Genomic DNA, 23150 nt, shown 5'->3' with positions numbered 1-23150 from the left:
AGAATAGCGGCTTAAATGATTAAAATAACAAATAAATGATTTACCCTGAATTACATGGTAAACCTTGGTAAATTACAGTAAACGCTTTGGTTAACATAATGAATTATAAAGACATAACTAGCATTCTCTTTGTCTGTATGGGCAATATCTGCCGTTCGCCAACGGCAGAAGCGGTGTTTCGCCATAAAGCGAAAGAGCAAGGACTCAAGCTGATGTTAGATTCTGCTGGCACTATCGGTTCACATGCGCGGGAAAAACCGGATCATCGAGCACAAAAAGCAGGGATAGCGCGCGGCTATTCGTTTGACAAAATTAAAGCGCGTAAAGTTACCGTTGAAGATTTTGACAAGTTCGATTTGATCTTGGCGATGGATGAACATAATGTCCGAGAATTGGCAAAAGTGGCCCCTGAGCATTTGATGACGAAAGTAAAATTGTTTTTGGAATTTGCTGAAAACTTCGAAGATACCGAGGTGCCAGATCCTTACTATGGCGGCGCCCGCGGTTTTCAGTATGTGCTGGATCTGGTGGAAGATGCCAGTGATGGGTTAATTAAGCAGCTAAAATAAAACTTAATAGAGCGTGCTGTCTTTATTATATGAGCATGAATAAAGCGGAATGATTGTACATTACGAAAAATATAGGGCATCAATTGATGCCCTATATTTTTGTTCGTAACGTGTTAAACCCGTAACGCTTTTTCTCCACGGGCAATACCTACGGCGCCGGAACGTACTGACTCTATAATTTCGGTTTCATGGGCCAGAGTGTTGATAAAAGCATTGATCTTGTCAGCATCACCAGTTAATTCTATGGTATAGACTTGCTTGCCGATATCGACAATTGAACCTCTGAAAATGTCGGTAATACGTTTCACTTCAGTGCGTGACTTATCATTCATTGCTAACACTTTCAGTAAAATAATTTCCCGTTCAACATGGCTACGTTCGGTTAAATCGGTGATCTTAATGACATCGATGAGTTTATTAACTTGCTTAACGATTTGCTCTAACACTCTGTCATCACCTTTGGTAGCAATAGTGATCCGCGACAAACTTTCATCTTCTGTTGGCGCAACCGTTAAACTTTCAATATTAAATGCTCGCTGGGAAAACAAACCGACAATACGTGATAAGGAACCAGGTTCATTTTCCAATAAAATAGCTAATATACGGCGCATTATGCTTTTACTCCTTTTTTGATCCACATATCGTCAATTTTTCCATGGCGTATTTGCATTGGATAAACATGTTCTAGTTCGTCAACTAAAACATCGACGAACACTAATCGATTTTTGATGGCAAATGCTTGTGTCAGTTTCTCATCTAATTCATCTAAGTGGTTAATTTGAATACCAACATGGCCATATGATTCGGCTAGTTTAACGAAATCAGGTAACGACTCCATATAAGACGATGCATGGCGTCCGCCATAAATCATATCTTGCCATTGGCGTACCATTCCTAAAGAGCGGTTATTGAGAGAAATAATGACGACGGGGAGATTGTATTGCAAACAGGTAGATAATTCCTGAATGTTCATTTGAATAGAGCCATCACCAGTAATGCAAATTACCGGGCTATCAGGAAACGCCAGTTTTACACCCATAGCCGCTGGTAGGCCAAAGCCCATAGTGCCTAAACCGCCCGAGTTAATCCATTGACGGGGTTTGGCAAATGGGTAGTATTGCGCGGCAAACATCTGATGCTGACCAACGTCAGAGCAAACATAAGCCTCTCCGTTTGTGATTTGATACATGGCTTCAACCACACGTTGAGGCTTAATTTTGCCGTCACCTTGTTGATAGCTGATACTTTTTTCAGCGCGCCAGCCATCAATTTGTTGCCACCATTGTGCTAATTTGTTTTTATCTGGGCTATAGTCGGTAGTGTTTAACTCTTCTAGCAGTTGTTTTAGTACTACATCAATTAAGCCAACAACGGGTACATGGGCATTAATTGTTTTAGATATCGAAGTAGGATCAATATCAACATGAACAATAGTGGCATCCGGACAGAATTTTTTCACGTTATTAGTAACTCTGTCATCAAAGCGTGCTCCTAAGGCTAAAATGACATCGGCATGGGCCATGGCTTTGTTAGCTTCAAGGGAGCCGTGCATGCCAAGCATGCCGATAAAGTTTTTATGGGTGCCGGAAAGGCCACCTAAGCCCATTAAGGTATTAGTACATGGTGCATTTAGTTTTTCCACTAATTCGGTTAACAGATCCGATGCATCCGCTAAGACAATGCCGCCACCGGAATAAATCACTAACCTCTCAGCTTGGGCAATGGTTTTTACCGCTTTGCGAATTTGTTTTGGGTGACCTTTTTTCGTTGGGTTATAGGATCGTAGTTTGACATCGGTATCAATTTGAAATTCACCTTTGTGATCCGGGATCAAGATATCCTTTGGTAATTCAACCACCACAGGCCCTGGTCGGCCTGACTTTGCAATATAAAAAGCTTTAGCAATAATATTGGGAATATCTTCCAAGTCTCGACAATTAAAACTATGTTTAACGATAGGACGGGAACAACCAACAATATCGGTTTCCTGAAAGGCATCGTCACCAATTAGGTTTGTTGGTACCTGACCAGATAACACTACCATAGGGATCGAGTCCATATAGGCAGTAGCTATGCCGGTGATACAGTTGGTCGCCCCCGGACCGGAAGTTGCCAGCACCACGCCAACATCGCCTGTTGCCCTGGCGTAGCCGTCCGCCATATGGGTAGCCGCTTGTTCATGACGCACCAAGATGTGTTGGAATTCATCTTGCTGGAAAATGGCATCATAGATGTCTAGTACCGTGCCTCCGGGGTAACCGAAGATATATTTTACTTCCAGCGCCGATAATGCTTTTACCACCATTTCAGCACCAGTAAATAACTGTTTTGTCATGAGCTTAACCTTTTACTTACCCTTATTGTTTGAGCCAAATAATAAAAAACCCCCGGTCTTTGCAGAGCGGGGGTTTTTATTAATATGTCTTATTTACTTTTTCTGTAGACAACACCAACCCCGCATTGGTTTGACAACCACTACGACTGAGAGCACGACATTGAGTACAGTTACGTTAAACATAAAATGAAAAAGTAATTATTTTTGATAACTCTATTTTTAAAGCTAAACCATGAGACTGTCAACCTCTAAATACAAATTGTCCGAAAAAGTTTATATCATTTCATTCTAATTTATTTATTTGTAATGAGAAGTCATTAATTTTTATGAACTTTAGTTAATTATACTCTACACTCTTAGTAAGTTATTTGATTAGATGCGCGCGAAATTATCATGTCGAAATTCATATTTAAGGAAGAGTCTGAAGAAGAATCTCAACAGTTAACGAAGAAAAATAATAAATGTTGGCGTATTCTCGTTATTGATGATGATGAGTCTATTCATCAGATCACTCGTTTAGTGCTTGCTGACGCTATTATAGAACATCGCTCTTTGGACATAGTCTCAGTGTATTCAGCAAAGGAAGCGCGTGAATTACTGGCAATTGATAATGACTTTTGTATGGCGTTCGTTGATGTCGTGATGGAAACGGATCATGCAGGACTCGAGCTTGTGGAGTGGATCCGAAAAGAGCTAAGAAATCAGGCAATTCGCTTGATTTTACGTACAGGGCAAGCAGGGACAGCACCAGAAGCTGAAGTGATCAAAGAGTTTGATATTAATGATTATAAAGAAAAAACGGATTTTACTGCTGGAAAAATGACCACAACGGTCTATGCCAGTATTCGTGCTTATCGCGATATTATGACTATTCAACGTAGTTTAGATGCCTTTAAGCAATTGATCACTTCCACTCATGACTTACTTAAAATCAGTCAGTTTAAGCCTTTTGGCTCAGCCGCATTAAATCATTTGCTGACGTTAATGGATGTCGATAGCTCTGCGCTTTATATCGCTAGAAGTCAGCGAGATTTTGATGAGGAATGCACTAATTTGATCCTTGCCTGTACTGGAAAGTATTGCAGTGAGTCAGACAGTTTAGAACATTCTGATATTAGTGAGGATGTTAAGCAGTTAATTCAACAAGCGTTTGATGATAAAAAACATTTTGCCGGTGATGAATATTTTGTCGGTTACTATGAAACATCACCTAATGCTTGTTCTGTACTTTATATTGAGTTTGAAGACGATGCTGAACATTTTAAATCTGGCTTAGCTGAATTGTTTGCAACTAATGTTGCTCTGATACTGGAAAGTTTAACTAAGCAACATGAAATCGAGCGAACACAAAAAGAATTGCTTTATATCGTTGGTGAGGCAATAGAGGCAAGAAGTAAAGAAAGTGGTGCTCATGTCCAGCGTGTCGCACTCATTTGTGAATTGCTTGCTCAAAAAATGAATTTAGACGATAAGTTTGTTGATGCGATTAAAACGGCGTCACCACTACATGATTTAGGTAAGGTTATTATTCCAGAGCTAATTTTACAAAAACCTGGCAAGCTCGATGACAGAGAGTGGCAAGTGATGAAGACTCACGCTGAGTTAGGGAAAGAATTACTGAGTAAATCACGAGCAAAAATTTCTAAAATTGGCGCAAGGTTAGCTCATTATCATCATGAGAACTGGGACGGTAGCGGTTATCCAGATGGTTTAACTGGTGAGGATATTCCATTGGAAGCAAGAATAATGGCGATCGCTGATGTTTTTGATGCACTAGGTTCAAAACGTAGTTATAAAACCCCTTGGTCAGCGGAAGAAGTTAAACAGTATATAACGGAACAAAAGGGCAAAAAATTTCAACCGGCATTGGTGGATATTATACTCGATAACTTTGATGAGTTTTGGGCGATCCGCAGCAGTTTACCTGACTAGGGGCTGTATGTAAGGGAGTTCATTATCTTATGTTACTTCGCTGGCTGGCGATGATCTCTGCACAATAGGCTACCAGGGTATGCGCCAAGCTAGGTAGTTGTTCAAGATCTATGGCATCAATCAAATTTTTTACTGCTAACCCCAATTCAGTGTCACCTTCTATTTTTAAGCGTCGTTGAAAAAACAGCGTATCTGGATCTTCTTTTCTACCGGCGATTAATAATAAATCATCACCGTTAGCATCAAAGCTGACATTTTCTTTTACACTGTTTTCTGGCGCCATGATCAATTGTTGATCTTGATAGCTTATCAGCCAAGTGATGCCGAGATCGTTTATGGAAATTCTTAACCAATGTCCTTGGAGAAATTCAAAGTCGCCATCGTTAATAGCCTCAGAAAAAACAGAATGTAGCACCGGTAATAACAGTGCTTTGTATAACGAATAAGGCACTCGTTTAAATGCTGGCCGTAATAAATTAGGTAGTTTGTCCAGTATGCGTGGTACTAACGTCTGTGGTAGGTCAGCTAAAGGGAATAAATTGCTCACGGCTTGCTCTTTTAATCATTACAAATTTATTAAGGAGGACTATGGTAGCAGCGGTGAAATATTTTGAGCTGTTACAGATCAAGTTTTGGTGATAATTAAGCTTAGATAAAACGGACGAAGTTTGTTTTAAGTCAAACATTATTTGGCTAAAAGTCGTTAAATTGCTGACACTTAATTTGCCAGTTAAAGAAGTGTATGGAATTACTATGTCCAGCAGGCAACTTACCTGCGTTAAAAACAGCGATTAATCATGGAGCTGATGCGGTATATATAGGGATGAAAGGTGATACCAATGCCAGACATTTTGCCGGGTTAAACTTTAATGAGAGTAAGCTGTTAACAGCAGCTGATTATGTTCATCAGCACGGTAAAAAACTACATATTGCTATTAATACGTTTGCTCACCCCGATGGTGAATCCAGGTGGCGTAAAGCGGTTGATGATGCCGTAGCGATTGGATGTGATGCCTTGATCATTGCTGATTTGGGGGTGCTGGATTACGCCGCTAATAAATACCCTGAAATTGAACGTCACGTCTCGGTACAGGCATCCACAACTAATATTGAAGCTATTCGCTTTTTTAGCGACAACTTTGCTGTGAGCCGAGTGGTACTACCTCGGGTGTTGTCAGTTCAGCAGGTGAGACAGCTAGCACAAAAAACGCCAGTACCTCTGGAAGTCTTTGCCTTTGGCAGCCTATGCATCATGTCGGAAGGACGTTGTTATTTATCATCTTATATGACGGGTGAATCACCAAACACTGTAGGAGCATGTTCGCCAGCGAAATATGTTCGTTGGCAGGAAACTGAGCAGGGATTGGAAAGCCGATTAAATGGTGTGTTAATTGACCGGTATCAGGCAGATGAAAATGCTGGTTATCCCACCTTATGTAAAGGGCGTTTTGAAGTGGATGATAATGTGTATCATGCCTTGGAAGAACCCACCAGTTTAAATACCTTAGCGTTGCTTCCACAACTAGCGCAAATGGGAGTGGTGTCAGTGAAAATAGAAGGTCGTCAACGTAGCCCGGCTTATGTTGAACAAATAGCTAAAACCTGGCGTCAGGCATTGAACCGTTACCAGCAGTCGCCTGATGATTTTATCGTTGAAAGTCATTGGATGGATACGTTGGCAAAGTTATCCGAAGGCACGCAAACAACACTTGGTGCTTATCATCGCAAATGGCAATAGTTGTTATATAAAAAAAGAGATATGAAGTAATGAAGTTTTCCCTTGGTGCCAGTTTGTTTTTTTGGCCAAAAGCACAAGTTGAGCAATTCTATCAGCAGGCGATGTCTAGTACTGCAGATATCATTTATTTAGGTGAAACCGTGTGTTCAAAGCGACGAGAGTTACGGGTAAATGACTGGCTCGCAATAGCGAAAGAGCTTGCGCAGTCGGGAAAGCAAGTGGTGATTTCAACCATGACCTTGCTGGAGTCGCCAGCAGAAATTCAGACACTCCGTAAATACTGTGATAATGGTGAATTTTTGATTGAGGCAAATGATCTGAGTGCGATACAAATTCTGCAACCACATAAACTGCCATTTGTCGCAGGGCCTGCCATTAACTGTTATAACTTATCAACATTAAAAGTATTATTGAAGCAGGGCATGATTCGCTGGGTGATGCCTGTTGAATTATCTGGAGACTGGTTAAGTTCGCTGTTACAACAGGCTGAGCAGGAATTAATTCGTCAGCAATTTGAGTGTGAAGTCTTTTCCTGGGGCTACTTGCCGTTAGCATATTCTGCGCGCTGTTTTACTGCACGCTCAGAAAATCGACCAAAAGATGATTGCCAATATTGCTGTATCAATTACCCACAAGGTAGGAAAATGAATAGCCAGGAAGGAGCGCAGGTTTTTACCCTTAATGGCATTCAAACTATGTCGGGGGATCAATATAATCTGGTGAATGAAGTACAAAGTATGCAAGAGATAGGCGTTGATATTGTACGCGTCAGTGCAGACAGTGAGCAGGCATTTGAAAAACTTACTCAGTTTAAACAACAGCTGAGCTCCCCGCAATATTATCCGTTAGATAAAAAGAGAGAATGTAACGGTTATTGGCATCAAATTGCTGGCATGGCGAATGTTGAGTAATTAACGAACAAATAAGGCAAAATAGCGGTTAATATTTTAGTGCGCAACAGTGTTTAAATTTTTTACCGCTAAGGCATAGACAGGGGGCATTTCGTTTTGGCGTTGGCAGGGCCTCATGATAGATAATATCACCATCAAGATAGCGCCATTGCCCATTTTCTTTAATAAAACGTGAAATTTCTTCCATCAGGCAAAATTGCTTACCATCTAAATATAACGCCTTAAAGTGAACTTTTGGTAAGTTTTCATGCTCACTATGCTTAATACTATCAAGGGGAGCAGTATCATTTGCCACTATGGTTAATTTTAACCATAGTGTTTGTTCAGCCCATTGAGTGATCTCATCAAGCGACTGATTTTTCTGAGGCTCGCAGGCATAACTGTCGTAAATGTATTGTGGATATCGAGCAGCATAGGCACTGTACCTTGAGCGCATTAACTGCTCTGGCGTGCTTGCGAGTTTGTTGCCTAAAATGATCGGTAGGCAACATTGTTCAAATGCATTTTTGTTTCCACAATAACAGCTCATTAATCTTCTTAAATATTTTAATGTAATTAATTAGTGCAATTGTTGCTGATTAGTTAACACGATACAAGCGGTTTTACCTTGTTGTGCGCATTGGTTAAGCTTGAACAGATCTTCATCTTTTAACTGGGTATTTGACAAAATCACCGCCGCACAATTCCCTTTGCACAGTGCGAAACCGAGATTTTCTAAATTCACTTTTCCGTTATATGAATTTACTTTTAAAATTCTACTGGTATCTACATGATGGGTCTTACTTAATTGTTCTAAAGATTGATCTTCGGGATCTATCATTAATATCCATTTATTATTTACTTTATGCTGTAAACAAATATCCGTGTATTGTGCTAACCAGCTTTGTTCATTATTGATATTTCTTACATCAATCCAGTTGTTGTTATAAGGAGCGCTTGCGTTCAATGATGTTTGAGTAAAAGTTAACATTTTCACAATACCTCAAAAAGATAATTAATATACTGTATATATAAACAGTATATTAATTTATACAGTAATGCAAGTGTAAAAATTAAGCTAAATTCAATTTGTTGTTAAGCTCTAGTGAGTGATGTTTGGTTGTAGAGTTAAAAGAACAGTGGTAATAAATTTATTAATAAAGGACTACCTGCAAGTGAGTTGTAGGTAGTTAAGTGTAGAGTTTTTAGAGACGTTATTAGCAGTTAGAAATTGCACCTTCTAGCGAAAGTAAAAGGTGCGTATTGAAAGGTAATAGTAATGTTAATTCAGGCGACTGAGCTCTTTTATTCTATCGCGAGTGAGCAAAATATAACATTTTTTATAGGCGGATGCGGCGCCTGTGCCAGGTGAAATATGCAGATATTGCCAGCGACAATCATTCTCACGATAAGTGATAAAGTTTCGCTGAGAGCGTTTAAACATTTCCAGTGCAGAGCGTCGTCCGGTGACAATGGCAAACTCTTCTAAGACAAATATTTGATTATTAATCCAGGTTTGCAACTCTTTATCGACAACATCTTTTACCAAATCTAGGCATTGGGATAGCTCAGAAGTGGTTTGATAGGATTGCTCACATTCATTAACCGTTTTTGCCTGAAATGCATGCGCTTTAGTAAATATCAGTGATAGTGCGAAACTTAGCATAAGTAAAAATTGATTCATCATTACGCAGGTAACACCTTTTTATAGGGTTTTACGGTAACGCGTTGGTAAACACCTGCGCTGATGTACGGATCGGTGTCTGCCCAAGTTTGTGCTTGTGCTAAACTTTCAAATTTTGCTATCACTAATGATCCAGTAAAACCAGCATCACCTGGATTTTCACTGTCAATAGCCGGACATGGGCCTGCAACTAATAGGCGCCCTTGCTGTTGTAATTGGCTTAAGCGGGCTAGATGTTTTTCTCGTACTTTCATTCGTAATGGCAAACTATTTTCAACATCTTCGCTATAAATTAAATAATACATCATAGTTCAAATTCTACTGGTTATCTTGATTTTTTGAGGTCTGTTCATCATCTTGTGGCAGATATTTATATAGGGAAAATACACTAACGATGGCAAAAACAATCGTTAAGCCCATTAAGCCAAAGACCTTGAAGTTGACCCAGGTTTCCTGAGAGTAATTAGAGGCAATGTAAATGTTTAATATTGCACAGGTTAAAAAGAACATTGCCCAGGCAAAGTTAAGTTTACCCCAGATATTCTCTGGCAATGGCAAGTTTTCACCCATCATGTCTTTAATAAGGTTTTTATTAAATACATGGTTACTGATCAACAACGCCAGTGCAAAAATGGCATTAATGACGGTGACTTTCCATTTGATAAAGCTGTCATCTTGCAAGAATATTGTTAAACCACCAAAAAGGGCAATTAAGCCGAAAAATATCCAGTTTCTTTTTGGTACTGGCTGTTTTTTGTAGAGGTAATATAAGATTTGCAGAGCAGAAGTTACAATGAGTGAGCCCGTGGCCCAATATAAGTCGCCAAATTTGTAAAAAACAAAGAAGATGACCAGTGGCAAATATTCAAAAAGTGCGTGCATATTGTCTTTAGATTGCTCAAGTATCCTGCAATTCTAACTAACCTATTGGTGTGAGCCAACTAAATTTTTGCTTAATTACTCGCAAGAGGCGCAACTGATTGCTGCGCTTCTTTATTTAGTAATCAATTAATTTTGCTGATAACCAAAAGGATCGTCAATGGAATAGGATGGTTCAGTAAACCATTTAGGACCTGTTTCTGTCATATAAAAATGATCTTCTAAACGCACACCAAATTCATCTGGGATCACTAACATAGGTTCATTTGAAAAACACATACCTTGGGCTAATGGGGTTTTATCGCTTTGTACTAAATATGGCCATTCATGGATGTCTAAACCTATGCCATGTCCGGTACGATGTGGACAACCGGGAGTTTGATAATCAGGTCCCAAGCCTTGACTAGCAATATAATTACGGGCTGCAACGTCAATATCACCACAAGGGCTACCAATTTGGGCGGCATCAAATGCTGCCTGTTGTGCTTGTCGTTCAATATCCCACATCGCTCTTTGTCTGTCATTGGCTTCGCCATACACATAAGTGCGGGTGATGTCTGAGTTATAACCTTCGATTTGACATCCTGTATCTATCAGAACGATGTCATTGGGCTCAAGTGTCTTCGGGTGAGCAACTCCATGAGGGAATGACGAGTCTTTACCAAATAATACAATACAAAAATAGGAACCAGCGGGGGCACCTAGCTTGCGGTGGGCCTGATCAATAAATTGTTCAACTTCTTTGGTACTGATACCTGGTCGTAAGATACGTGCGGCTGCCTTTTGTACGGTTAAAGTCATATCTTTAGCCTGTTGTAATAATGCAATTTCACTACTGGATTTTTGCATACGACAACCTGCGGTAATGTCCTTTGCATCGACGAGCTGGTAGTTATTAGATAATTTGTCGATACCATTTACGATAAAAAAAGCGGTGGATTCATCAAAAGCGATCGTACCTTGTTCAATACCCATCGATGATAAGGTATTAAGAAATAGTTGGTAGGGGCTTTCATGTTCTTGCCAAGGACATACTTTCCCCTTTATTTGCATGTATTGTTCAAGCGTGTTGATTTCAAAGTAAGGCGCTATATATTGAATATCACCAGATTGCGGAATAATTGCGCCCACCATACGTTCACTGGCGTACCAGCGAGTGCCGGTAAAATAATACAGGTTAGTACCGGCATTAACATAAGTTGCTGCAATATTATGTTGTTTCATAATCTCTTGCGCGCGAGCGATACGTTTTTGGTATTCCTGCGATGAAATGGGGGTTACATTGGTTGTCATATCTGACAGCTGTGCAAGTTCAGCTTCTGCGGTTGAGCCACCGACGCCTATTGTCATGGAAGTTCCTCAATGTTTTGGTTAACGATAAGTCGCACAGATGATACTGGGTTTTATGATGTTATACAATATACACAGGGGCAGTGATAAATAAGGCTGAGTTGTATTTTATCTTTCGCGATAACTTAAGCGCTGTTATTTCGCTGCTTTGCGTAATAATTAAATGTGCTTTTTTTGACCGATTTCTTGCGATAATCAAATAATATTATATCTTTCAATATAATGAATAAAAGAAATTCGGCCAAAGGAATGACAGGGAATGTTTATATTGCCCACGGAACTTACCATTGCAAATGTTGATGAATATCAATCATTATTTCTTGAATTTGTCGCTAGCCATAATGACATCACTCTAGATACCAGTCGTGTCAGCCTAATTGATACTGTGGGCATACAGTTATTACTTACGATGGTTTCTCATGTGGTGACGCAAAAGAAAACGCTTATCTGGCAAAACCAATCTTCCATTATTGAGCAAAGTATTAGGGCATTAGGAATTGATGAGCCTATTTTAGCGCCGTATTTCAATAGCTAGCATTGGCCGTATAGATGATTTTTACAATATAAGGAAAAAAGTATGTCTAAAGTATTGGTTGTTGATGACTCTAACTCAATTCGCGATATGGTGAGTTTTACCCTAAAAAGTGCGGGTTATGAGACTGTCGAAGCAAAAGATGGACACGAAGGCTTAGCCAAAGCACAGGCAGATAACTTTGACTTAGTCATTTCGGACGTCAATATGCCCAATATGGATGGTATTACTTTATGTAGTGAGTTGCGTCAGTTAGATGATTTTAAGTTTACGCCTATTCTGATGTTAACCACTGAAAGTTCTGGTGACATGAAATTAAAAGGAAAATCTGCTGGCGCTACAGGTTGGCTGGTTAAACCGTTTAATCCTGATAAGTTGTTGGCGACAATTAAACGAGTGATTCGGTAAATCATTATGAGTGTGGATCTCTCGCAGTTTATTCCTAGCTTTTTAGAAGAAAGTTTTGAAGGGCTTGAGTTAATGGAGTCGAGTCTGTTAACACTTGAGCAAGGAGATGATGAAACTATTAATTCAATTTTCAGAGCCGCTCATTCGATAAAAGGCGGAGCTGGTACTTTTGGTTTTGAGCATGTAACAGAGTTTACTCATTTAGTTGAAACCTTATTGGATGAAATGAGAGATGGCCGGCGGGCAATAGTACAACCTGATGTTGAGTTGTTATTAGCATCAGTTGATTGTATGCGTTCGTTAATCGAAGCGATCCGAGACGATGAACAATGTGATACCACTAAAATAGAAGAAACATCCAAGTTATTAACGATAGCGTTAAATCAAAAAGCAAAAATAGTTGGTACAGAAAAAAGTTCTTGCCAAGACGAGCAAACGCTTGAACAACGAAGTACGGCAACTACCTGGCAAATCGAATTTATTCCTGAACACCACTTAGTGCAAACCGGTAATGATCCGTTATTACTGTTTAATGTCTTGGCCGATTTAGGCCGTCTGACAGTAAAAGCTAATTGTAAAGAGCTTCCAGCTATTACCGATATTGATCCGAAAGAAATATATATTAGCTGGCAGTTAACATTAGTCTCGTCGGCAACAGAACAAGAAATCAGAGAAATTTTTGAGTGGGTTGAAGATGAATGTCAACTGAATATCACGCAAACAAAAACGGATATGTCGTTACAGCAACAGCAATTATTACCAGCTGAGGAACATAAATTAACGGATAGTGAACAAGCGAAAACCAATCAGGAAACGGTTAAAACTAACCCTAAAAATAATCAAAAAACAGCGGTAAAAGTAAAGCAGGATGTCGGTTCTATTCGCGTTGGAGTCGATAAGGTGGATAGCTTGATCAACCTGGTTGGGGAATTAGTGATCACCCAGTCAATGTTATCCGAACTCGGTAACGATTTTGATTTAAGTAAAATAGACCGCTTAACTTCTGGTTTAGAGCAACTGTTACAAAACACCAAAGAATTACAAGAAAGCGTGATGCGTATTCGGATGTTACCGATTAGTTTTGCTTTTAATCGCTTTCCTCGTTTGATCCATGATTTGTCGAATAAAATGGGCAAAGAAATTGAACTGATTATTAAGGGTGAACATACGGAATTAGATAAAACGGTAATGGAGCAAATAGGCGATCCATTAACGCATTTGGTGAGAAACGCTGTTGATCATGGCATTGAAGCGGCTGAAGAACGTCGGGCTAAAGGTAAGAATGCAAAAGGTAAGATCACCCTCGATGCATACCATCAAGGTGGCAGTATCGTGATTGAAATCAATGATGATGGCGGCGGTATTGACCGAGAGGCTGTTTTTAATAAAGCGGTTGAAAAAGGCATCGTTGAGCAACATAGCATATTCAGTGACAGTCAGGTATTTGATCTCATTTTTGAGCCAGGCTTTTCTACCGCAAAAGAAATTAGTGATATTTCTGGTCGTGGTGTTGGTATGGATGTGGTGAAAAAGAACATTCAGGCATTAGGAGGCCGGATTCAGGTGGAATCGGAACCAGATAAAGGTTCAACTTTTAAGGTTAACCTACCGCTGACTTTGGCGATATTGGATGGGCAATTGGTGCGTGTCGGTAGTGAAATTTACATTATTCCTTTGATCACTATAGTCGAGTCATTGCAAGCAAAGGCTGAATACATTAACCGGGTTTCAGGAGATATGGTGCTTTATCGACTTAGAGAAGACAATGTGCCGGTTATCTCTGTTGGTCAATTATTTAATATTCAAGTGCAGCATCAAAAGATAGAAGACGCTCTATTGGTGGTAGTTGAAGCTGACGGGCAAAAAGTAGGGCTAATGGTTGATGATTTATTAGCTCAGCAACAAGTGGTGATTAAAAGCTTACAGGATAATTACCAGCAAGTTGACGGGATCTCCGGCGCTACTATTTTAGGTGATGGTTCGGTCGCTATGATATTAGATGTCACCGGATTAATTCAAATGGCTATAGGTGATCAACAAGCTACAAGTACGCGTCATTTATCTTCATTAGTCCCAGAGGTAGAAGTTTAAATGGACATTCAAGCATTAGCTCATGAAATCCCTGATATCGATCAATCTATGGTTGATGAGATCGATTTTATCTCAAATGGTAAACAATTTTTAATGTTTAATCTGGCTAGTGAATGTTATGCCGTCGATATTTTATGTGTTGAAGAAATTCGTAGTTGGGAATTACCCACTAAAATCCCTAACTCACCGGAGTATGTTAAAGGGGTGATTAATATTCGCGGGTTGATAGTACCTATTATTGATTTCAGACTTAAATTTAACATCTGCCGGGCTGAGTATCTAGATTCAACGGTAGTGATGGTGTTAACCATAGAAAATGGTGGAACAACGAAAACAATGGGCTTTGTTGTTGATGCCGTATCTGACGTTATTGATGTTGAGGAACAAGATATTCAGGCAGATTCTGGCTTTGTTGGCTCTATTCCTCAGGAAAGTATTCAGGGACTGGTTAATGTTGGGGAAAGTGTTGTCACTATTTTAAATGTCAATGCGCTGCAGCAATTAGGCATTTAGCGGAAAAGTTAAAAGGTGAGGGACGATGAGTGATGAGCAAGAATATTTAACATTTAAAATCAAAGACGAAGAATTTGGCCTTGATATTTTATATGTACAGGAAATTCGTGTATGGAGCTCAGTCACTGAACTGCCGAATAAGCCTAATTACTTTAAAGGTATTATTAATCTTCGCGGCGTCATTATTCCTGTGATTGACTTACGGCAGCGGTTTGAAATTGAACCTTTGGAATACAGCGCTACAACCGTCACTATTATTCTGCGTAGCCAAAAATCAGAGCGATTGAATGCGATTGGCATCGTTGTCGACTCAGTGTCTGATGTTTATAAGGTGAGTAGTGAAGCAATTCGCCCGGCACCTGAATTTGGTAGTCATATCGATAGTTGTTTTTTAAATGGTATTGCATCTATTGATGAGAAGTTAATCATCCTACTCGATACGCAAAAATTACTGGATCAGAATGAGCTTTATAGCGCCACCAGTAAAGAAGAACTAGCTGAAATAGTGGATTAAATAAATTAAGAATTAATTTGTGTAACCAGGTGAGAAATTGTTTATTGGGTAGTTTGACATCCCTGCAAGTACGCATGTTTAAGGAAATATAGCTTTGAGAAAGTTGAGGTTTACGCTTTTTATCAAAGAATATTAACGGAGAAAATGATGTTAAATAAATTACTTGGCAATATAAAACTAGCTTATAAATTAAGCTTAGCTTTTTTTATGATATTAATTCCTTTGGCAATAACAACATACCACCTAGTTACAACTTCGCTCAATGAGGTTAATGTCGCTCGTAGTAGTCGTGAAGGTATTTTAGCGATAGCGCCATTACAGAGTATTGCTCAAAATGTTGCTGATCACAGAGGGGCTTCTGCTGGTTTTTTAGGTGGCGATCAATCATTAGGTAATCGCCTTAAACCACTAGAACAAGAAGTGAATGGCGATTTTAATGAGCTGGCTAAAGTGTTAGCAGATGTTGAGTCGTTTTCATTGACCAATGAAATGAAGATATTAAAAAAAAGCTGGACGGATTTAATAGAGGTTAACTTATCGCTTTCAGCACAGCAATCGATGAGCAGACACAATCTGGTGGTAAAAGAAACTCTGGCTCTAATCCAACTGGTAGCTGATAAATCTGGCCTGTCATTAGATGCTTATATCGACAGCTATTACATGATGTTGGCGGTTACTAATCAATTACCTAGTCTGGCAAATGATCTAGGAGTCTCCCGTGCCCAAGGCGCTAAAGTACTTGCGGCGCAGTCGCTTGATGATAAGGCGAAGATAGCGATACTTGATAAGCTGAGTAATATTAAAGCTTGGGTGGTAGGTCTGGAAACAGGCAGTGAGCGTATTTTTGAGGAAAATTCGGCGGCAAGACTGCAACTCTCATCAAAACTTAATGAGGCGTTTAATGCCGTAAACAACATGGTGGCGTTAATTGATAATGAAATTATTCAGTCAGCATCTTTGGACTATGGTGCAGTTAAATATTACGGGGAAACTACAGCAACAGTAGAGCAAGTGTATGGCTATACCGATGCAGTGATGAGTGCATTAACAGAAATTCTTGAAGAGCGGGCTGCAACTAAAGAAAGTAGTATGTATATTGAAGTGTCACTGATTCTGGTCGTTGTTGTTGTTGGTTGTTTTATTGCCTTTGTTATTATCAGAAGTGCGATTAATGCCATGGATTTTGCGATACAGACCTTTGATAGTATTGCCAAAGGCAATTTGGATAATGACTTATCAACTGAGGATACGGATGAGTTTGGTCAGTTGACTAATGCAATAGCGAACATGCAACAAACGCTAAAGGATAAACAAAGTGAAGTCGGTCGCTTAACTTGTGCCGTTGAAGGTAGTACTACAAACTTTATGATGGCAGATACCAAAGGCAATATTGTCTACGCTAATCCTGCGGTGAAAAAAATGTTACGTCGACGAGAAGAGCGTATACGTTCGGTATTTTCATCATTTAGTGTTGATAATATCGTGGGCACTAACTTTGATACTTTTCATAAAAATCCGGCCCATCAACAAAACTTATTAGGTAACCCAGATAACCTCCCTTACGAAAGCGAAATATCCATTGCTGGGTTGAGTTTTAACCTTATGGCAATTGCCTTACTTGATGAACAAAAAAATCACTTGGGAACCGTTGTGCAATGGCTCGATATTACTGAGGAAAAAGATGCTCAACGCCAAGTGGAGAAATTAATCAACGATGCGACGTCTGGTAAATTGGATAGCCGAATAGACACTTCTGATTATCAAGGTTTTATGCAAGATCTTGGTAATAACATTAATGGCCTAATGGATGCGATTGTTAATCCGATAAATGAAGCTATTCGTGTCGCTAAATCCTTATCAAAAGGAAACTTAACAGAAACGATGGATGGCCAATATGATGGAGAATTTTTAGCACTTGCTGACGCAATGAATGCATCTATTGCTAACTTAAATAACATGGTGAATGAAATTCGCACCGCATCGACCAATGTCTTTGATTCGGCTCGTGAAATCGCCGAAGGTAATAATGAATTAAGTCACCGAACCGAGTCGCAAGCGTCAAGTTTAGAAGAAACGGCGTCGGCGATGGAAGAATTAACCAGTACAGTGCAACAAAATGCAGAAAATGCCTCAGAAGCGAGTAAATTATCAAAATCTGTGATGGATAAGGCAACTAATGGTGGTGAAGTGGTGAGAAATGCCATTACTGCTATGAGTGATATTAATAAATCCAGCAATAAAATTGCCGATATTATTAGCGTTATTGATGAAATAGCGTTTCAAACAAATTTACTGGCCCTTAATGCTGCTGTAGAGGCTGCTCGCGCTGGTGAACAAGGGCGAGGCTTTGCGGTTGTCGCTGCAGAAGTGAGAAATTTAGCGCAACGCTCAGCCGGGGCTGCGAAAGAAATAAAAGGGTTGATTAACGATAGTGTCGATGCTGTCGGCCAAGGCACTAAATTGGTCGATGAAACCGGGCAAACCTTTACTGAGTTGGTAGCAGCGATTGAGGATGTTGAGAAAATGATCGGTGATATTGACAGTGCCGGTAAAGAGCAAGCTGCAGGTATTGGTGAAGTGAGTGCCGCTGTTAGTCAAATGGATGAAATGACGCAGCAAAATGCGGCGTTAGTTGAAGAAGCGGCAGCGTCTAGTAAATCAATGGAAGAGCAATCTCAGTCGTTATTAGAACAAGTAGCGTTTTTTAGCAATGATGACGATGATAGCTTTAGTCGGTCACCAATTGCCAATATTGTCAGTAGCAGCGAGCAAGTGCTTGCGCAGCCGGCCCCGGTAAGTCAGATCAAACGAGAAAGAACCGTTTCAGATCAAGAATGGGAAGAATTTTAGTGTTTGCCTATGAACGACATCAGAGAACGGCCATTTCGTCTGACGGACAAAGAGTTTAATTTTGTTTGTCAGTTTGTCTATGACACAGCCGGCATTGTTTTAAATGCAAGTAAACGTGAGATGGTCTATCGCCGCCTCACGCGTGTGATCAAAGAACGTAAACTCGCGTCTTTCAGTCAATATTGCCAATTATTAAAGCAAAACCCTGAACAAGAAAAACACTACTTTATTAACGCGATCACAACGAATTTAACGAGTTTTTTTCGAGAAAAGCATCACTTTGATTATTTACTGTCAATAGAATTACCACAACTGTTGAAACGAAATAAACAGCAACAAAGAATACGTATCTGGTCGTCAGCTACATCGACCGGCGAAGAAGCCTATAGTATCGCGGCTATCGTATATGAGAGTTGTAAGCAGTCTTTATCTTCTTGGGATATTAAGATATTAGCAACGGATATTGATGGTAATGTTTTAGCAAAGGGAAAAGCTGGTATTTATGACGAAAAGCGTATTGAAGATGTCCCTTCGGTATATTTAAAACCGTATTTTATTAAAGGGACAGGGGAAAATGCTCACAAGGTAAAAGTTGCTCAATGTCTACGTAATCTATTGACATTTAAAGAGTTAAATTTGTTACATCAATGGCCGATGAAGGGGCCGTTCGATATTATTTTTTGTCGTAATGTGATTATTTATTTTGATAAAAAAACGCAAATTGAATTATTTGAACGCTTTTACGAAATGCTAGCTCCTGGTGGCTTGTTGATTTTAGGACATAGCGAAAACTTGGGACATTACCAACAATATTTTAAGAATGTTGGACGAACAATTTTCAGAAAGCCCTTTTAGGGCTATGAGGCTAGGATGCTCTTTAATAATCAAAAAAATATCCATGTAGCACAATCTCTTACCACTTGTCTGCCTGAATTTTCACATATCAACCACTACTGGGATAAAGAACGAGCAAGCGTAGTTGCAAAAATATTGCCGGGCGAATTTTATATGACTAAAGACGATATTTTAATTGCCACTACGTTAGGTTCCTGTATTGCTGCTTGTATCTGGGATAAAAGTTTAGGCATAGGGGGAATGAATCATTTTATGTTGCCTTTGATTGAAAAAGAAGCGCACGAAGTGGAATGGGGGCAAAGAGGTTTGACATCTGATGCGACTCGTTATGGAAATTTTGCCATGGAGCATTTGATTAATTTGATTTTAAAATGTGGTGGTCGGCGGATAAATCTTAGAGCTAAACTTTTTGGTGGTGGGAAAGTACTCAAACAGATGTCTGATATTGGCCAAAAAAATATTGAGTTTGCCCGTCAATATTTGGCACAAGAAAACATCGTTTTAGAAAGCGCTGATCTTGGTGATTGCTTTCCAAGAAAAGTGCTGTTTCATCCCAAAACAGGTAAAGCTTTTGTCAAAAAATTGAATAACTTACATAACGATACTATTGTTAAAAGAGAGTTTGATTATCGTAATCATATTGATAAAGAACCAGTGGATGGTGATATTGAATTATTTTGACAATTGTATGAATTATCAGGCGTTATATTGATATGAGAAAAATTAAAGTATTGATCGTTGATGATTCTGTGGTGATCAGAAATCTTGTCAGTGAAATATTATCTAGCGACTCACAAATCGAAGTGGTTGGTGAAGCAGAAGATCCATATATTGCCCGGGAGTTAATTAAAAAGCTCAATCCCGATGTGTTAACGTTAGACGTTAAAATGCCCAAAATGGACGGTATTACTTTTTTAGAAAACTTAATGCGTTTAAGACCCATGCCCGTTGTGATGCTGTCGACATTAACTTCTCAGGGGGCAGATATTACGTTACGGGCGTTAGAACTTGGCGCTTTGGACTTCATTGAAAAACCGAGTTTTGAAACCCTTATTGCATCTAAAGATAATTTTAAAGAGCAGTTGCTAACTATAATTAAGTCGGCAATGACCGTCGAACAAAAAAAATATTCATTAGTACAGTCTGTATCTGATATTAATTTAACACAACCGTTGCCGTTTAATGGTACTAAAAGAGAGAACCATTTAATCGCCATTGGTGCGTCAACTGGTGGCACGGAAGCGATAAAAAGCGTGCTGGTTAACCTCCCCAGTAACAGTCCTGCTATCGTGATCACCCAACATATTCCTAAAACCTTTAGTGCTCGTTTTGCTGAACGACTCAATGAAAGTTGTCATATTTGTGTGCAGGAGGCAAAGCACAGGCAGAAAATTAAGACAGGTTACGCTTATATTGCACCAGGTGATCAGCACTTGAAGGTTACTGAAAAAAACGGTTCATTGTTTTGTGTGTTAGAAGATAGTGCATTAGTTAACCGTCATAAACCTTCGGTGGATGTGTTATTTCATTCACTGTTACCAATGGCAAACAATGTGCAAGCGGTGTTGCTAACTGGAATGGGAAATGATGGTGCTCGCGCAATGCTTGCGTTGAAAATGCAAGGGGCGCGCACTTTAGTACAGGATAAAAATACCAGCTTGATATGGGGTATGCCGGGCAGCGCTGTTCAACTTAACGCTCATACGGATATCTGTGAACTTAAACAAATACCGGAGTTATTACTGAGCTACGCCGAGCTAGATAAAAAGCAAATGAAGGAAGCGTTTTGAAAGTACCACGATAAAAAATTGTTTAGCTAAGGTTAAACAAAGGTGAAATTGAGAGTTATAAAAATATAAACGTAAAGGAAATTATATGTCATTACAAATTGAAGAGTTTGCAGGCAATAACGTTACTATCGCGATTGAAGACAGATTTGATTTTTCATTGCACCAGCAATTTAGAGAGGCCTATATTCATCGTACCGAACAAGGGGTGAATGTAATATTAGATTTAAGTAAAACCTCCTATATGGATAGTTCCGCACTGGGTATGATTTTATTATTAAAAGATCATATTGAACAGCTATCTGGTACCTTGAAACTTGTCAACCCAAGTGATGCTGTCTATAAGGTGTTAGAGATAGCTCAATTTCAGCGTTTGATGACGATTGAAAGATAGATGTCGTTATTATCGGGTCATAAGCAAGGAAAGTTAGCGTTAGTCGTGGATGACTCGGCAACGCAACGTAAGGTATTAAGCGTTTTATTAATAGAAGAAGGCTACCGAGTTATCACCGCTGAAGATGGTGCTCGAGGAGTGGCACTTTATATTCAGCAGCAACCGGATTTAGTACTAATGGATATTAGTATGCCGGTGATGAATGGTTATCAGGCGGCTCGAAAAATTAAAAGCTTATCGCTAAAAAATAACTTATGTCCGCTTATTTTTATTACCAGTATGGATACTGATGAATCTTTTATTGAGAGTATAGATGCTGGTGGCGATGGCATTTTAGTCCGGCCATTTTCTCCTGAGGTTTTCAAAGCAAAAATTAAATCAATTCAACGGATCAGCGATCTATACAGCCAAGTTAAAAGGCTGCAACAACAGCAGCAAAAAGATGCTGAGCTGGCTGAACAATTAATGTTTGGTGTGATAGAAACCCGTAATTATGCGCTTGATAAAATCGGCATAATAAAAAAGGCAGCGGCGCTGTTTAGCGGTGATATACAATTAACTGCACTAAGTCCTAATGGGGATGTTAATGTCTTACTGGGAGATTTTACCGGTCATGGTTTACGTTCTTCGATTGGTGCGATCCCGTTAGCCGAAACCTTTAGAGCAATGACAAAAAAAGGCTTCTCCTTAGCTGAAATAATTACTCAGGTTAACCAACAACTCTATCATCTTTTACCCGCCGACTTATTTTTAGCTGCCGGCGTGGTAACAATTTCCAATCATGACCAATCGGTGTATGTCTTTAATGCCGGGTTGCCAGATACTTATCTTTTTGATCATCAAGGGAAAATTAAAAAGAAAATTAGCTCGTTTCACCCTCCATTAGGTGTGCTATCTAACTTGCTGACAGACGTCAGTGTTAAAGTGTTATCAATAGAGCAGAATGATCGCATAGTGTTGATCAGTGATGGCATTATTGAAGCGCGTAACGAACAAGGAGAAATGTTTGGTTATCAAAGGTTTGAGGATGCTGCGATACAAGGTGTTAATGGGCATAGCGTTAGTCAAACGGTGCTGAGGCAGGTTGAATTGTTTTGTCAGCAAATGCCACAGGAAGATGATATTTCCTTGATTGATTTGCCATGTGGTGGCTGGCAGCAAAGCTTTGCCGTTAATCAACAAAATATGCAGCCTTTAAAGGTCAGTGATACACAAAATAATGCTATACCGGCATGGCATTGGGACTTAAATTTAACGGGTAAGCGCTTAGCGAAAATTAATCCCGTTCCTTTAGCGATGAATTATATTCAAGAATTAGAAGGTCATGGCGATCATTGGCAAAGCTTATTTACGATTTTAACGGAGTTGTATATGAATGCGTTAGATCATGGAGTATTGAGGTTGAGCTCCGGTTTAAAATCATCGCCAGAGGGGTTCGCCCAATATTTCAGTGAGCGAGAAAAGCGGTTGAAACACTTAACTTTAGGTTTTATTCATATCGTCATTCAATATTATCCATTATCCAATGGCGGCAAAATTGTTGTAAAAGTAAAAGATAGTGGTGATGGCTTCGATTTTCCAGTGCTAAATACTATGCCCAAGCAAGGCGTAGCACATCAACAGCAGTTGTCAGGGCGAGGTATTGAATTGGTTCAACAGCTTTGTCAGGATTTGCAATTTAGTGAACACGGTACTTTAGCGAAAGCTTCATTTTTTTGGCAGAATCAGCAAGACAAAAATTAGCAAAGAAATATTCTAAATGACTGGACGTGTCGCTATAGCGCAGATTAATAGCAATTGAATTAAATATTAGTTTCAATTGCTATAGG

The 23150-nt window shown here is 39.4% G+C and carries 24 protein-coding genes; 15 read left to right on the top strand and 9 right to left on the bottom strand.

The features are described from left to right. Positions 1–98 precede the first annotated feature (98 nt). Entirely contained in the window at positions 99–569 is a 471-nt protein-coding gene (locus QQK06_RS00885; RefSeq protein ID WP_284242633.1) for a low molecular weight protein-tyrosine-phosphatase, read from the top strand. Positions 570–682: 113 nt separating this feature from the next. Here QQK06_RS00885 and ilvN read toward each other — a convergent pair whose 3' ends face one another. Together ilvN and QQK06_RS00875 are read right to left on the bottom strand one after the other, a co-directional pair. Then, positions 683–1180 carry an acetolactate synthase small subunit gene (ilvN, locus tag QQK06_RS00880; protein ID WP_284242631.1) on the bottom strand — a complete coding sequence of 166 codons (498 nt, stop codon included), beginning with the start codon at positions 1178–1180 and terminating at the stop codon, positions 683–685. After that, positions 1180–2904: an acetolactate synthase 3 large subunit gene (locus tag QQK06_RS00875; RefSeq protein ID WP_284242630.1), complete on the bottom strand. Its 1725-nt coding sequence runs from the start codon at positions 2902–2904 to the stop codon at positions 1180–1182. Before QQK06_RS00875 ends, ilvN begins: the two co-directional genes overlap by 1 nt. A gap of 393 nt (positions 2905–3297) precedes the next feature. On the opposite strand from QQK06_RS00875, the gene QQK06_RS00870 reads away from it, so the two are divergent. Beyond that, the gene (locus QQK06_RS00870) at positions 3298–4836 is read left to right on the top strand and encodes an HD domain-containing phosphohydrolase (protein WP_284242629.1); all 1539 of its coding nucleotides are present in this window, start codon (positions 3298–3300) and stop codon (positions 4834–4836) included. 22 nt (positions 4837–4858) lie between these two features. On the opposite strand, the gene ubiT is transcribed toward QQK06_RS00870, so the two are convergent. Continuing rightward, the gene (ubiT, locus tag QQK06_RS00865) at positions 4859–5383 is read right to left on the bottom strand and encodes a ubiquinone anaerobic biosynthesis accessory factor UbiT (RefSeq protein ID WP_284242628.1); all 525 of its coding nucleotides are present in this window, start codon (positions 5381–5383) and stop codon (positions 4859–4861) included. Between the two features lie 195 nt (positions 5384–5578). Between ubiT and ubiU the strand changes: the two genes are divergently transcribed. After that, complete coding sequence (gene ubiU, locus QQK06_RS00860) at positions 5579–6574, top strand: ubiquinone anaerobic biosynthesis protein UbiU (RefSeq protein ID WP_284242627.1); 996 nt, start codon at positions 5579–5581, stop codon at positions 6572–6574. Positions 6575–6603: 29 nt separating this feature from the next. Then, positions 6604–7485 (top strand): U32 family peptidase, encoded by an 882-nt coding sequence (locus tag QQK06_RS00855; protein ID WP_284242626.1) that lies wholly within the window; start codon positions 6604–6606, stop codon positions 7483–7485. A 28-nt stretch (positions 7486–7513) separates the two neighbouring features. Here the strand turns inward: QQK06_RS00855 and QQK06_RS00850 are convergent, their stop codons facing one another. From QQK06_RS00850 to QQK06_RS00825, 6 genes are all read right to left on the bottom strand, one after another. Next, positions 7514–8014, bottom strand: a complete 501-nt coding sequence (locus QQK06_RS00850) for a YchJ family protein (protein WP_284242624.1) — start codon at positions 8012–8014, stop codon at positions 7514–7516. 30 nt (positions 8015–8044) lie between these two features. Next, on the bottom strand, positions 8045–8455 hold the full coding sequence (locus QQK06_RS00845; RefSeq protein WP_284242623.1) for a hypothetical protein: 411 nt from the start codon (positions 8453–8455) through the stop codon (positions 8045–8047). A 291-nt stretch (positions 8456–8746) separates the two neighbouring features. Then, a complete protein-coding gene (locus QQK06_RS00840) occupies positions 8747–9151 on the bottom strand; it encodes a lysozyme inhibitor LprI family protein (protein ID WP_284242621.1) in 405 nt (134 codons plus the stop codon). Then, positions 9151–9453 (bottom strand): YciI family protein, encoded by a 303-nt coding sequence (locus tag QQK06_RS00835; protein ID WP_284246548.1) that lies wholly within the window; start codon positions 9451–9453, stop codon positions 9151–9153. The genes QQK06_RS00840 and QQK06_RS00835 overlap by 1 nt, the downstream gene beginning before the upstream one ends. 13 nt (positions 9454–9466) lie before the next feature. Next, positions 9467–10030: a septation protein A gene (locus QQK06_RS00830; RefSeq protein ID WP_284242620.1), complete on the bottom strand. Its 564-nt coding sequence runs from the start codon at positions 10028–10030 to the stop codon at positions 9467–9469. Between the two features lie 126 nt (positions 10031–10156). After that, a complete protein-coding gene (locus QQK06_RS00825) occupies positions 10157–11377 on the bottom strand; it encodes a M24 family metallopeptidase (protein ID WP_284242619.1) in 1221 nt (406 codons plus the stop codon). Between the two features lie 259 nt (positions 11378–11636). On the opposite strand from QQK06_RS00825, the gene QQK06_RS00820 reads away from it, so the two are divergent. From QQK06_RS00820 to QQK06_RS00770, 11 genes are all read left to right on the top strand, one after another. Continuing rightward, entirely contained in the window at positions 11637–11912 is a 276-nt protein-coding gene (locus QQK06_RS00820) for an STAS domain-containing protein (protein WP_284242618.1), read from the top strand. 42 nt (positions 11913–11954) lie between these two features. Further along, positions 11955–12317: a response regulator gene (locus QQK06_RS00815; protein ID WP_284242616.1), complete on the top strand. Its 363-nt coding sequence runs from the start codon at positions 11955–11957 to the stop codon at positions 12315–12317. 6 nt (positions 12318–12323) lie between these two features. Continuing rightward, positions 12324–14408: a chemotaxis protein CheA gene (locus tag QQK06_RS00810; RefSeq protein ID WP_284242615.1), complete on the top strand. Its 2085-nt coding sequence runs from the start codon at positions 12324–12326 to the stop codon at positions 14406–14408. Continuing rightward, on the top strand, positions 14409–14921 hold the full coding sequence (locus tag QQK06_RS00805) for a chemotaxis protein CheW (protein WP_284242614.1): 513 nt from the start codon (positions 14409–14411) through the stop codon (positions 14919–14921). A 25-nt stretch (positions 14922–14946) separates the two neighbouring features. Next, entirely contained in the window at positions 14947–15435 is a 489-nt protein-coding gene (locus tag QQK06_RS00800; RefSeq protein ID WP_284242612.1) for a chemotaxis protein CheW, read from the top strand. A gap of 207 nt (positions 15436–15642) precedes the next feature. Further along, positions 15643–18285 (top strand): methyl-accepting chemotaxis protein, encoded by a 2643-nt coding sequence (locus QQK06_RS00795; RefSeq protein ID WP_284242611.1) that lies wholly within the window; start codon positions 15643–15645, stop codon positions 18283–18285. 9 nt (positions 18286–18294) lie between these two features. Next, positions 18295–19140 (top strand): CheR family methyltransferase, encoded by an 846-nt coding sequence (locus tag QQK06_RS00790; protein WP_284242610.1) that lies wholly within the window; start codon positions 18295–18297, stop codon positions 19138–19140. Positions 19141–19155: 15 nt separating this feature from the next. Beyond that, positions 19156–19821 (top strand): chemoreceptor glutamine deamidase CheD, encoded by a 666-nt coding sequence (gene cheD, locus QQK06_RS00785; RefSeq protein WP_284242609.1) that lies wholly within the window; start codon positions 19156–19158, stop codon positions 19819–19821. Positions 19822–19853: 32 nt separating this feature from the next. After that, positions 19854–20930 carry a protein-glutamate methylesterase/protein-glutamine glutaminase gene (locus tag QQK06_RS00780; protein WP_284242608.1) on the top strand — a complete coding sequence of 359 codons (1077 nt, stop codon included), beginning with the start codon at positions 19854–19856 and terminating at the stop codon, positions 20928–20930. A gap of 85 nt (positions 20931–21015) precedes the next feature. Next, positions 21016–21321 (top strand): STAS domain-containing protein, encoded by a 306-nt coding sequence (locus QQK06_RS00775; RefSeq protein ID WP_284242607.1) that lies wholly within the window; start codon positions 21016–21018, stop codon positions 21319–21321. Then, positions 21322–23064, top strand: a complete 1743-nt coding sequence (locus tag QQK06_RS00770) for a SpoIIE family protein phosphatase (RefSeq protein ID WP_284242606.1) — start codon at positions 21322–21324, stop codon at positions 23062–23064. Positions 23065–23150: the final 86 nt, after the last annotated feature.

Origin of the sequence: Thalassotalea insulae (genome assembly GCF_030161395.1) — a bacterium.
Taxonomy (GTDB): Bacteria; Pseudomonadota; Gammaproteobacteria; order Enterobacterales; family Alteromonadaceae; genus Thalassotalea_E; species Thalassotalea_E insulae.
This window is presented reverse-complemented; position numbering and strand designations above follow the sequence as displayed.